Raw genomic sequence first — 13,111 nt, forward strand, 5'->3', positions numbered from 1 at the left:
CCGTGATCGACCAGACTGCCATCATTCACGATACTGCCATCGTTCATGAGTCTGCGGTGATCGGCAAAGGGGTGGAAATCGGCCCCTTCTCCGTCATTGGAGCCGAGGTGGAAATCGGTGACAACACCTGGGTCGGTTCCCATGTGCTGATCAAGGGCCCGACCAGGATCGGCCGTGGCAACAAGATCTTCCAGCACTCCTCCATCGGTGAGGATTGCCAGGACAAGAAGTACGCCGGTGAGCGCACCTTCCTCGAGATCGGTGACAACAACGTGTTTCGCGAGAACTGCACAGTGCACCGCGGCACCACCCAGGATCAGGCCCTGACCAAGGTGGGCAGCGGCAACCTGTTCATGGTCAACGTGCACGTGGCCCACGACTGCATCATCGGTGACAACTGCATCTTCGCCAATAACGCGACCCTAGCGGGCCACGTGGTGATCGGCGATTTCGTGATCTTCGGCGGCCTCTCTGCCATTCACCAGTTTGGTCGGGTCGGCTCCCACGCCTTCGTCGGTGGCTGCGCCGCCCTGAACAAGGACGTACCGCCCTATGTGATGGCGGCCGGCAACTACGCCAAGCCGTTCGGGGTCAACTCCGAAGGCCTGCGTCGCCGTGGCTATAGCCCTGAGGCCATCTCCGCCGTCAAGCGCGCCTACAAGGAGATCTTCCGCTCCGGCAAGACCATCGAGGAGGTGCTGCCCGTGCTGATCGAGATGGCTCAAGCCGAACCGGCCGTCCAGCTCTATGTCGACTTCCTCAAAGACAACGAGCGCGGGATCATCCGTGCCTGACCCGATCCGCATCGGCATCGTCGCCGGAGAGACCTCCGGCGACATCCTGGCTGCCGGTCTGGTGCGGGAGCTGCTGGTCCGCTATCCCGATGCCCGCTTCGAAGGCATCGCCGGACCGCGCATGCAGGCGCTCGGCGTCAAGGCGCTGTTCGAGATGGAAGAGCTTTCCGTCATGGGCATCACCGAGGTGCTGGGCCGTCTGCCCCGCATCCTTCAGGTACGCCGCGAGCTGCTGCGCCATTTTATTGCCAATCCCCCTGATATCTTCATCGGGGTGGATGCACCGGATTTCAATATCGGGGTGGAGCTGAAGCTGCGCCGCACCGGTATCAAGACGGTTCACTATGTCAGCCCCTCCGTCTGGGCCTGGCGCCAGAGCCGCATTCACAAGATCAAGGCCGCCACCGATCTGGTGCTCGCCTTCCTGCCGTTCGAGAAAGCCTTCTACGACCGTTTCGATGCCCCCTGCCGTTTCGTGGGGCACACCATGGCCGATGCCATTCCGCTGGTGCCGGATCAGGCCGCCGTGCGCCAGGCGCTCGGCATCGACCCGAGCCGGCGCTGGCTGGCGGTGCTGCCGGGCAGTCGCAGTGCCGAGGTCGGCTTCATGTCACCGGTGTTTCTCGAGGCGTGCAAGCACCTGACGGTGCACTGCCCGGATCTCGGCTTCATAGTGCCGCTGGTCAACCAGAAACTGCGTGAGCAGTTCATGGCCATCAAGGCCGAGGTGGCGCCGGATCTCGACATGGTGCTGCTGGAAGGGCAGGGCCGTGAGGCCATGATCGCCGCCGACGTGGTGATGCTCGCCTCCGGTACCGCCGCGCTGGAAGCCATGCTGGTGAAGAAACCCATGGTGGTGGGCTACAAGCTCAAGCCTTTCAGCTATTGGCTGGCCCAGTGGCTGGTGAAGACGGACTATGTCTCCCTGCCCAACCTGTTGGCGGACCAGATGCTGGTGCCCGAGCTCCTCCAACATGAGTGCACCCCGTGCAATCTGGTGGACGAGGTCAGCAAGTTGCTGGAACACGACAACAGCGAACTCATCGCCACCTTCACCCGGCTGCACAAGAAAATTCGCTGCAACGCCGACGTGCAGGCCGCCGAGGCGGTCGCCGAACTGCTCGGCAGATAGCGCGCCCCCGGGCGATGCTGTGCTGACACTGGCCCTGCGGGGCCTGTTTTGATTCAAGGCATTGATATGACGATCGAGATTCCGCAAGACAAGCTGGTAGCAGGGGTTGACGAGGTGGGCCGTGGCCCGCTGGTGGGCGACGTGGTCACCGCCGCCGTGATCCTGGATCCGGCCAACCCCATCCAGGGGCTGGCCGACTCCAAGAAGCTCTCCGAGAAGAAGCGCCTCGCCCTGTTTGACGAGATCAAGGCCAAGGCGCTGGCCTGGTCCATCGGTCGGGCCAGTCCGGATGAGATCGATGAGCTGAACATACTGCACGCCACCATGCTGGCGATGCAGCGGGCGGTGGCGGGCCTGGCCATGACGCCCGAGCTGGTCTTCATCGATGGCAACCGCTGCCCGGCGCTGCCCATGGAGGCGCGCGCCGTGGTCAAGGGCGACAGCCTGGTGGCCGCCATCAGCGCCGCCTCCATCCTCGCCAAGGTGACCCGTGACGCCGAGATGACCGAGCTGGACGGCCGTCATCCCGCCTACGGCTTCGCCCGCCACAAGGGCTATCCGACCGCAGAGCACCTCGCCATCCTGGCCGAGCGCGGCCCCTTGCCCGAGTATCGCAAGAGCTTCAAACCGGTGCGCCGGGCGCTGGGGATCGAATAACCATGGCCGAACCTCGTTTCATCCACCTGCGGGTCCACTCCGACTTCTCCATGGTCGATGGCCTGCAGAAGATAGGTCCCATCGCCTCGGCGGCGGCGGCCAACGATATGCCGGCGCTGGCGCTGACCGACCAGATGAACATGTGCGGCCTGGTGCGCTTCTATGGCTCGGCCCATGGCAAGGGCATCAAGCCCATCGTCGGGGCGGATTTCTGGGTGCAGAGCGAGGAGCTCGGCGACGAGCAGTTCCGCCTCACCCTGCTCGCCATGGACAACGACGGTTACCAGAACATCACCCTGCTCATCTCCCGTGGCTATCAGCGCGGTCATGTGCAGGGTCGCCCCGTCATCGACAAGAGCTGGCTCGCCGAACACGCCAAGGGCGTGATAGTGCTGTCCGGCGGGCGGGAGGGGGATCTCGGCAAGTTCATGCTCAAGGGCAACCGGCAGATGGTGGAGCAGAGCCTCGCCTTCTACCAGCGCCACTTCCCCGACGCCTATTACCTCGAGCTGCTGCGCACCGGCCGACCCGATGAAGAGGTCTACCTGCACATGGCGGTGGCCATCGCCACCGAGTTCGAGCTGCCGGTGGTGGCCACCAACGAGGTGGTGTTCCTCTCCGCCGAGGACTTCGACGCCCACGAGATCCGGGTCGCCATCCACGATGGCTACACCCTGATGGACAAGCGTCGCCCGCGCCGCTACAGCCCGCAGCAATACCTGCGTAGCCAGGAGGAGATGTGCGAGCTGTTCGCCGACATCCCCGAGGCGCTGGAGAACACGGTGGAGATCGCCAAGCGCTGCAACGTGACGGTGCGCCTCGGCGAATACTTCCTGCCGAACTTCCCGACCGGTGACATGAGCACCGAAGACTTCCTGGTGATGAAGTCCAGGGAGGGGCTGGAGGACCGGCTGGCCTTCCTGTTCCCGGATCCCGAGGTGCGCGCCGCCAAGCGCGTCGAGTACGACGAGCGGCTGGAGATCGAGCTCAAGGTGATCAACCAGATGGGCTTCCCTGGTTACTTCCTCATCGTGATGGAGTTTATCCAGTGGTCCAAGGACAACGGCATCCCCGTCGGCCCGGGCCGGGGCTCGGGAGCCGGGTCGCTGGTGGCCTATGCGCTCAAGATCACCGATCTGGACCCCCTCGAATTTGATCTGCTGTTCGAACGATTCCTGAACCCGGAGCGGGTCTCCATGCCCGACTTCGACGTCGACTTCTGCATGGACCGACGGGACGAGGTGATCGAGCACGTCTCGGAGATGTATGGCCGGGAGGCGGTCTCCCAGATCATCACCTTCGGCAGCATGGCGGCCAAGGCGGTGGTGCGGGACGTGGGTCGGGTGCTGGGCCATGCCTATGGCTTCGTGGATCGCATCTCCAAGCTGATCCCGCCGGATCCGGGCATGACGCTCGCCAAGGCGTTCGAGGTCGAACCCAAGCTGCCGGAGCTGTACGAGCAGGACGAGGAGGTCAAGGATCTCATCGACATGGCGCGCCGGCTGGAAGGGGTGGTGCGCAACGCCGGCAAACACGCAGGTGGTGTGGTGATAGCCCCCACCAAGATCACCGACTTCGCGCCGCTCTATTGCGATGACTCCGGCCATCACCCGGTCACCCAGTTCGACAAGAACGACGTGGAGTACGCGGGCCTGGTGAAGTTCGACTTCCTGGGGCTGCGCACCCTGACCATCATCGACTGGGCGCTCGGCATGATCAACCCGCGCCTGGCCAAGGAGGGCAAGCCGCCGATCGACATCGCCGCCATCCCCATCGATGACAAGAAGTCGTTCGCGCTGCTGCAGCGCTTCGAGACCACGGCGGTGTTCCAGCTCGAATCCCGCGGCATGAAGGATCTGATCAAGCGGCTGCAGCCCGACTGCTTCGAAGACATGATCGCCCTGGTGGCGCTGTTCCGTCCGGGCCCGCTGCAGTCCGGCATGGTGGACAACTTCATCGAGCGCAAGCACGGTAAGGAAGCCATCTCCTACCCGGACGAGAAGTGGCAGCACGAGAGCCTCAAACCCATACTCGAACCCACCTACGGCATCATCCTCTATCAGGAGCAGGTGATGCAGATAGCCCAGGTGCTGGCGGGCTATACGCTGGGTGGCGCTGACATGCTGCGCCGGGCCATGGGCAAGAAAAACCCTGCCGAGATGGCCAAGCAGCGTTCCGGCTTCGAGGAAGGGGCGGTCAAGAACGGGGTCGACGGCGAGCTGGCGATCAAGATCTTCGATCTGGTAGAGAAGTTTGCGGGTTACGGCTTCAACAAGTCACACTCCGCCGCCTATGCGCTGGTCTCCTACCAGACGCTCTGGCTCAAGACCCACTTCCCGGCCGAGTTCATGGCGGCGGTGATGACCGCCGACATGGACAACACCGACAAGATAGTGACGCTGGTGGACGAGTGCCAGCGGATGGGGCTCACCGTGATACCGCCGGACGTGAACACCGGTCGCTACCGGTTCAGCGTCAATGAGGACGGCCACATCGTCTACGGCATAGGCGCGGTGAAGGGGGTCGGCGAGGGCCCCATCGACGCCATCTTGGCGGCGCGAGACAGTGAGGGTCCCTTCCGCGATCTGTTCGACTTCTGCAACCGGGTCGACATCAAGAAGATCAACAAGCGGGTGATGGAGAAGCTGATCTTCTCCGGCGCCATGGATCGACTGGGTCCGCACCGGGCGGCGCTGATGGCGACGCTGGAGGAGGCGATGCGCGCCGCCGAGCAGCACGCCAAGGCGCAGGCGGTGGGCCAGGTCGACATGTTCGGGGTGCTCACCGAGGAGATCGATGACGTCAAGAAGGCGTTCGCCAACGTGCCGCACTGGCCCGACAAGGTCTGGCTGGAAGGGGAGCGGGAGACGCTCGGTCTGTATCTGACCGGCCATCCCATCAACCAGTACAGCAGCGAGCTGCGTCGTTATACGTCGGGGCGGTTGTGCGATCTGCACCCCACCTCCCGCGACACCATCACCACGGCGGCGGGGCTGGTGATCGCCGCCCGCAGCATGGTAACCAAGCGTGGCAACAAGATGGGGATCTTCACCCTGGACGACAGATCCGGCCGTCTGGATGTGACCCTGTTCAGTGAAGCGCTGGAAAAATACGAAGAATTGATGCAAAAAGACCGTATTTTAGTGGTTTCTGGACAGGTCAGCTTTGATGACTTCTCCGGTGGCCTTAAAATGTCGGCCCGCGAATTGCTGGATATTAACGATGCGAGGGAGCGTTTCGCCAGGGCGATCCGCATTTCCCTCGATGAACAACGCATTGATGAGCGCTTTTTCCCGCGTTTGTGCGAGATTTTGGAGCCCGCCCGTGCCGGAGTCTGTCCGGTTCAGGTAAACTATCGTCGCCCCGGCTCCCGGGTGCGATTGACGCTCGGTACCGAGTGGCGGGTGACGCCCACCGATCAACTGATAGATGACTTGCGAGTCCTGCTTGGACGAGAGCGGGTTGAATTGGTTTTTGATTAGAGGATCTATAGTCCCTATGAGTCTTTTTCTGGATTTTGAACAGCCGATCGCCGAATTGCAGGCTCAGATCGATGAACTTCGCCATGTGAGTGAGCACAACAGTGCCGTGGACCTGAGCGAAGATATCCGTCGGCTGGAGAAGAAAAACGAAGAGCTGACCAAGAAGATCTTCGGCGATCTGGGGGCCTGGCAGGTATCCCAGATGGCGCGTCATCCCCAGCGCCCTTACACCCTCGACTACATCGAGCAGATCTTCACCGACTTCGACGAACTGGCCGGCGATCGCGCCTACGCCGATGACAAGGCCATCGTCGGTGGCATCGCCCGTCTCGACGGCGAGCCGGTGATGGTGATTGGTCAGCAGAAGGGTCGCGAGACCAAGGAGAAGATCCGACGCAACTTCGGCATGCCGCGCCCGGAAGGGTACCGCAAGGCCCTGCGTCTGATGGAGATGGCCGAGCGCTTCAAGATGCCGATCATCACCTTCATCGACACCCCGGGTGCCTACCCCGGCGTGGGTGCCGAGGAGCGTGGCCAGTCCGAGGCCATCGCCCGCAACCTGAAAGTCATGGCCGGCCTGACCGTGCCTGTGGTCTGCACCGTGATCGGTGAAGGCGGCTCCGGCGGCGCACTGGCCATCGGCGTCGGCGATCGGGTCAACATGCTGCAGTACTCCACCTACTCCGTCATCTCGCCGGAAGGTTGCGCCTCCATCCTGTGGAAGAGCGCCGACAAGGCGCCGGTCGCCGCCGATGCCATGGGCATCACGGCCCAGCGCCTGAAGGAGCTCAAGCTCATCGACAACATAGTCGAAGAGCCCCTCGGCGGCGCCCACCGCAACGTGGAGCTGATGGCCGAGCGCCTCAAGGCCCGTATTAAACAAGACCTGGCGGCCTTGCGCCCGCTCGACAGCGACCAGTTGCTGGAGCAGCGCTACCAGCGTCTGCTGGGATACGGCTACTGCTAAGCCAAAGCCTTTCCGAGTGACTCCCCAAGACCCCTGCCATGTGCAGGGGTCTTGTTATTTGTGTCCTGTATGAAGATCGCCCAGATTCCTTTTCCCCGGCCCGGCGCCTGCCGAAAACCCCCTGTCTGATCAACTCGGCGGCCATTAGCGATCAAAAAAAGTGGGATCCATCTCCCATTTTACTTAGAGTGACCGATTCCGATCTGCCGGATCGGAATCCCTGCAAGGATTGCCCCCAGACATCAACGAGACGAGCGCAGACAGGCCCACAGGCGCCTTTAGCCTGCCGGCGGCGGAGTGCCGCCTGCCCTGGCCCTGACGCCGTCCATCCTGCAGTGAGCGAATCATGAGCGAATCGGTTTTTGAGATCCATGACTGGACCCTGAGCGTCAACGACAACATGCTGTGTCGTCCCGATCGCGAGGTCTACCTTGAGCCCAGGCTGGTCAACTTGCTGCGGTTCCTGGCGAGCAATGCCGGCACCGTATTTGGCCGTGACTCCCTGATCAACGAGGTGTGGGACGGCGCCGAGGTGACCGATCAGGTGGTCACCCAATCCATCTTCGAGCTGCGCAAGATCCTCAAGGATGGTCGCAACGACGCGGCGGACTACATAGTCACAGTGCCCAAGCGCGGCTACAAGCTGGTGGCGCCGGTGCGGCCGCTGCGGGTCGTCTCCCTGGCCATGCCGGAGTCCTCCCCCGGGGCCATGCCCAAGCCGTCACCCCGCGATGAGCCGGACGAGCCCTTGGCCGATGGCGAGGTGGCGCAGGGCCAGAGCCTGGCCCCTTTCCCGGCCGGGCCCCTGACCCGGGCCATCTCGACCCATACCGGCCACAGTCGCTGGAAGATGGTCAGCTTCGACATCTTCGTGGTCGTGGTGCTGGTCTCCATCGTCAGCCTGCTCGGCTACCAGCACGCCAGCCCCCAGATCCACAGCTTGCTGGATCCCAATCTGCTGGTGTTTCGTTTCCACTCCGGCATGGATGGCGAGAACGAGAGCGTGCGCCTCGCCGATGGCATCACCCGCACCCTGATGGGGGAGGTCGCGGCGGCCACCCCGCTGCGGGTGCAATACGATACCCATAGCCGCACGAGCGGCATTCTGCCCGGCAAGGAGCTGAGCGTGCGCGTCTCCCATCACCCAGGTGGCACCTACATGGATCTGGAGTATCGCAACCTCAACACCAACCGGGTGCTGTGCAGCCACCAGTACCAGCTCAGCCGTCACAACGTGCATGCGGTGCTGCAGGAGAGCAGCCAGGATCTGCTGCGCGCCCTCGAGCGACCCGAGGCATCACCCGGCATGGGCTGGCCCGCCGACGATGCCTCGCTGATGGCGATGATGGAGGCGCACTATTACACCAACAGCCAGGATGCGGTGGCGCTCAAGCGCGGCATAGCGCTGCTCGACGGCTCCCTCGTGACCCAGCCCGATCAGCCCCTGCTGCTGGCGGAGCGTTACCTGGCAGGGGAGGCGTTGGCCACCCTGACGGGCCACTCGGAGAGCGAACGGCTGCAGGGGATAGGCGCCCACCTGGCCAGCGTGGTACAGAGTGGTGGCATGATGCCGGCGCGGGTGTGGGAGGCGCTGAGCCTGCAGGCCGTCCTGAGCGGCCAGCAGCGAGAGGCAAACCGGCTGCTGGCGCTGGCCGCCAGCCGGGGCCGCACCGTGCTCTACTACATTCTGCTAGGCAAGCTGGCCGAGCTGGACGGGCATCCCGACGCGGCGGGAGACGCCTATAGCCAGGCATTCCTGATGGAGGCGACCGAGCAGACCTACCTGCTCTGCCAGCAGCTGGGCTTCTACAGCAACATGGAAACCCTGACGCCCGTTCTCTACAACACCTTTGGCAACAGCAAGGTGAAGCTGTTCTAAGCCATATCTCTCCCCCCTGATCCCATTTTTTCTACAGCAACAGGCCACCCCAGGGTGGCCTGTTGCTTCTCCGTGGCCGGGAGGCGGGATCCGCCGCTCGCCCAGCCGAAGGGGCGTCGCGCCCCAATCTCTTATCCCCCCATCCCCCTCTCTCCCTCTCCTTATGCACCTTTGGCCACAGTCGCTGGCGCCCCGGCCCTTGCTGATTTTCATGGTGCTGGCGAGCCCTGACGCCTGCCCGCCATGGGGTAGGGGGGCCCAGGATTGCGCCGGCGGCGGCTGACCAAGGGCAGCCTGGCACCGGGCCCGCAAGCCGATGGGGCTGAACGGCGCCCACTCATCCCGTCGGGGGCACACCGAAAAATATCAAGGTGGGCCGGCAGGGGTCATCAACTTCATCAAGGCGGCGGCGGCACATCAGGATTTTATCAAGGTGGCTCATGATGAGTGGTTTAACTGTCTGTATTTGATGGGTTTATATGAGTTGTTCTGAGCGGCTTTAAAAAAGTGTGCTCATGTTTTTATCCCTGAGGGGGCCCTTATGTTTTCCGCGGGCCGGCGGTCTAGTCTGTGCCCATTCTCTGGCGGGAGCTTCCGCCAGTAGTGTTTGACGACCCGACCTTTTATAGACCCGGAGATCCTATGTCCCTCGATACGAGCAAGAAGATCGGCCTCATCGCCTGTACAGGTGTGGTGGCCGGCAACATGATGGGGAGCGGCATCGCGCTGCTGCCTTCGGCCCTGGCCACTGTCGGTTCCATCTCGGTATTCAGCTGGGCTATCTGCCTGGTGGGCGCTATGGGCCTGGCATTCGTGTTCGCCCGCCTCGCCACCAAGAACCCGCAAGAAGGGGGCCCCATCGCCTATGCCGGCGAAATCTCCCCGGTGTTCGGCTTCCAGACCGGGGTGCTCTACTACCACGCCAACTGGATCGGCAACCTGGCCATCGCCATCACCGGCGTCTCTTATCTGTCGGTGTTCTTCCCCATCCTCAACAACCCCATCCCGGCGGCCGTGGCCACCATAGCGGCGGTCTGGATCTTCACCTTCGTCAACCTGCTTGGCGGCAGCTGGGTGAGCCGACTCTGTACCCTGGGGCTGGTGCTGATCCTGCTGCCGGTGGTGGGCACCGCCCTGATGGGCTGGGCGCATTTCGATACCACCCTCTACAGCCAGAACTGGAACACCACAGGCGGCAGCGACCTGCACGCCGTCATCAGCGCCGTGCTGATCTGCCTCTGGTCCTTCGTCGGGGTGGAGTCGGCCGCCGTCTCCTCCGGCATGGTCAAGGATCCCAAGCGCACAGTGCCGCTGGCCACCATGCTGGGCACCGGCATCGCCGGCGTCATCTACATACTCTCCACCCAGGTGATCGGCGGCATGTTCCCGGCCGGTGAGGTGGCTGCCTCGGGCGCCCCCTTCGCCATGGCCTCTTCCGCCATCTTCGGCGACTGGTCTGCCCCCTTCGTCTCCGCCTTCACCGCCCTGGCCTGCTTCACCTCGCTCGGCTCCTGGATGATGCTGGTAGGGGAGGCGGGCAAGCGTGCCGCCCACGACGGCAACTTCCCGAAGATCTACGGTGAGCTGGACAAGAACGGCGTCGCCAAGAAGGGGCTGATCCTCGGCTCCCTCAAGATGACGGCCCTGATGGTGGTGCTGACCGCCTTCACCTCCCAGTCCGCCCACGCCGCCGACCTGTTCAACGTGCTGACCACGGATGCGGTGTTGCTGACCATGCTGCCCTACTTCTACTCCAGCATTAACCTCATCCGCTTCGAGGGCATGACCTCCCGCAGCATCGGCGCCATGCTGTTCTCCGGTGTCGCCAGCGTGTTCTGCCTGGTGGCCCTGATGGGCGCCAAGGGGTCCAACCTCACCGCTACCTTCGTGGTGTCGCTCATCATCCTGATGTTCTACGCCAAGAAACAGGGGTTGCGTCAGCACGACGCCTTGCTCAACGAGCAGCCCAGCCACTAACTCCGTTTCCCTTTTTCCTGCGCTCTTCACTCACCATCCCTGATGGAGAGCGCCTCTTCACGTGTGGAGCATCAAGATGAATATCATTGCCATCCTCAACCACCTGGGCGTGTTCTTCAAGGAAGAGCCCATCCGTCAGCTGCAGGCCTCCCTCGAGCGCAAAGGCTTTCAGGTGGTCTATCCGGTCGACGTGGCCGATCTGCTCAAGCTGATCGAGAAGAACCCCCGCGTCTGCGGCGCCATCTTCGACTGGGACAAGTACTCCCTCGGCCTGTGCAAGGAGATCCACGATCGCAACGAGAAGCTGCCGATCTTCGCCTTCGCCAACGACCAGTCGACCCTGGACATTCACCTGACCGATCTGCGCCTGAACGTGCACTTCTTCGAGTACCGTCTCGGCATGGCCGACGACATCGCCCTCAAGATGGGCCAGGCCACCCAGGAGTATCAGGACGCCATACTGCCGCCCTTCACCAAGGCGCTGTTCAAGTACGTGGAAGAGGGCAAATACACCTTCTGCACCCCGGGTCACATGGGCGGCACCGCCTTCCAGATGAGCCCGGCCGGCAGCATCTTCTATGACTTCTACGGCCCCAACGCGTTCAAGGCGGATGTCTCCATCTCCATGCCGGAGCTGGGCTCCCTGCTGGATCACTCTGGTCCGCACAAGGAGGCCGAGGAGTACATAGCCCGCACCTTCAACGCCGATCGCTCCTACATAGTCACCAACGGCACCTCCACCGCCAACAAGATAGTCGGCATGTTCTCCGCCCCGGCGGGTAGCACTGTGCTGGTGGATCGCAACTGTCACAAGTCCCTGACTCATCTGATGATGATGAACGACGTGACCCCGATCTACTTCCGGCCGACCCGCAACGCCTACGGCATCCTGGGTGGCATTCCCCAGAGCGAGTTCAGCCGCGAGACCATCGCCGCCAAGGTGGCCGCCACCCCGGGCGCCCAGGCGCCGCGCTACGCGGTGATCACCAACTCCACCTATGACGGTCTGCTCTACAACACCGGCTTTATCAAGGAGAGTCTGGATACCCCCTACATCCACTTCGACAGCGCCTGGGTGCCCTACACCAACTTCAGCCCCATCTATGAGGGCAAGTGCGGCATGAGCGGCGAGGCCATGCCGGGCAAGGTGTTCTACGAGACCCAGTCCACCCACAAGCTGCTGGCGGCCTTCTCCCAGGCCTCGATGATCCACATCAAGGGCGACGTGGAGGAGGAGACCTTCAACGAAGCCTTCATGATGCACACCTCCACCTCGCCCCAGTACGGCATAGTGGCGTCCACCGAGATCTCCGCCGCCATGATGCGGGGCAACACCGGCAAGCGGCTGATCAAGGACTCCATCGATCGCGCCGTCTCCTTCCGTAAAGAGATCAAGCGGTTGCGGGAGCAGAGCGAAGGCTGGTTCTTCGACGTCTGGCAGCCGGACGACATCGACACCCTCGAGTGCTGGAAGCTGGATCCCAAGGATGACTGGCACGGCTTCAACGGCATCGACGATGACCACATGTACCTGGATCCCATCAAGGTCACCCTGCTGACCCCGGGGATGAACCGTCAGGGCGAGCTGATGGCGCGCGGCCTGCCCGCCTCTCTGGTCTCCAAGTTCCTCGACGAGCGCGGCATAGTGGTGGAGAAAACCGGCCCCTACAACCTGCTGTTCCTGTTCTCCATCGGCATCGATCAGTCCAAGGCGATGCAGCTGTTGCGCGCCCTGACCGAGTTCAAGCGCGGCTATGACCTGAACCTGACCATCAAGAGCATATTGCCGAGCCTCTACCGTGAAGACCCGAGCTTCTACGAAGGCATGCGCATCCAGGAGCTGGCCCAGAGCATCCACGCCCTGACCAGCAAGTACCGTCTGCCGGAGCTGATGTTCAAGGCATTCGACGTGCTGCCGGAGATGAAGATGACCCCGCATGTCGCCTGGCAGCAGGAGCTGGCCGGCAACCTGGAAGAGGTGCCGCTGCGTGACATGGTGGATCGCATCAGCGCCAACATGATTTTGCCCTACCCGCCGGGAGTGCCGCTGGTGCTGCCGGGGGAGATGGTGTCCGCGGATTCCCTGCCGGTGCTGGAGTTCCTCGAGATGCTGTGCGAGATCGGGGCCCATTACCCTGGCTTCGAGACCGACATCCACGGCCTCTATCGCCAGGCCGATGGCAGCTACACCGTCAAGGTGTTGCGTTAATCGAGAGTGACAAC

8 protein-coding genes are annotated in these 13,111 nt (G+C 62.9%); all 8 read left to right on the forward strand.

The annotated features are described in order from the left end of the window. Nucleotides 1-2 precede the first annotated feature (2 nt). The 8 genes from lpxA to KW821_RS00365 all read left to right on the forward strand — a co-directional run bounded on the left by lpxA (nucleotide 3) and on the right by KW821_RS00365 (nucleotide 13,097). Nucleotides 3-794 (forward strand): acyl-ACP--UDP-N-acetylglucosamine O-acyltransferase, encoded by a 792-nt coding sequence (gene lpxA, locus KW821_RS00330; RefSeq protein ID WP_084228369.1) that lies wholly within the window; start codon nucleotides 3-5, stop codon nucleotides 792-794. After that, complete coding sequence (gene lpxB, locus KW821_RS00335) at nucleotides 787-1,926, forward strand: lipid-A-disaccharide synthase (protein WP_218289851.1); 1,140 nt, start codon at nucleotides 787-789, stop codon at nucleotides 1,924-1,926. Before lpxA ends, lpxB begins: the two co-directional genes overlap by 8 nt. Nucleotides 1,927-1,992: 66 nt before the next feature. Continuing rightward, nucleotides 1,993-2,583, forward strand: a complete 591-nt coding sequence (rnhB, locus tag KW821_RS00340; protein ID WP_042654055.1) for a ribonuclease HII — start codon at nucleotides 1,993-1,995, stop codon at nucleotides 2,581-2,583. A gap of 2 nt (nucleotides 2,584-2,585) precedes the next feature. After that, nucleotides 2,586-6,065 (forward strand): DNA polymerase III subunit alpha, encoded by a 3,480-nt coding sequence (gene dnaE, locus KW821_RS00345; RefSeq protein WP_042654054.1) that lies wholly within the window; start codon nucleotides 2,586-2,588, stop codon nucleotides 6,063-6,065. A gap of 16 nt (nucleotides 6,066-6,081) precedes the next feature. Continuing rightward, nucleotides 6,082-7,032 (forward strand): acetyl-CoA carboxylase carboxyl transferase subunit alpha, encoded by a 951-nt coding sequence (gene accA / locus KW821_RS00350; protein WP_042654053.1) that lies wholly within the window; start codon nucleotides 6,082-6,084, stop codon nucleotides 7,030-7,032. Between the two features lie 346 nt (nucleotides 7,033-7,378). Further along, complete coding sequence (gene cadC, locus KW821_RS00355; protein ID WP_218289853.1) at nucleotides 7,379-8,911, forward strand: lysine decarboxylation/transport transcriptional activator CadC; 1,533 nt, start codon at nucleotides 7,379-7,381, stop codon at nucleotides 8,909-8,911. A 642-nt stretch (nucleotides 8,912-9,553) separates the two neighbouring features. Beyond that, on the forward strand, nucleotides 9,554-10,888 hold the full coding sequence (gene cadB, locus KW821_RS00360; RefSeq protein ID WP_042654051.1) for a cadaverine/lysine antiporter: 1,335 nt from the start codon (nucleotides 9,554-9,556) through the stop codon (nucleotides 10,886-10,888). A 76-nt stretch (nucleotides 10,889-10,964) separates the two neighbouring features. Next, complete coding sequence (locus tag KW821_RS00365; RefSeq protein ID WP_218289855.1) at nucleotides 10,965-13,097, forward strand: lysine decarboxylase CadA; 2,133 nt, start codon at nucleotides 10,965-10,967, stop codon at nucleotides 13,095-13,097. Nucleotides 13,098-13,111: the final 14 nt, after the last annotated feature.

The organism is Aeromonas sp. sif2416 (genome assembly GCF_019218665.1).
Taxonomy (GTDB): Bacteria; Pseudomonadota; Gammaproteobacteria; order Enterobacterales; family Aeromonadaceae; genus Aeromonas; species Aeromonas encheleia.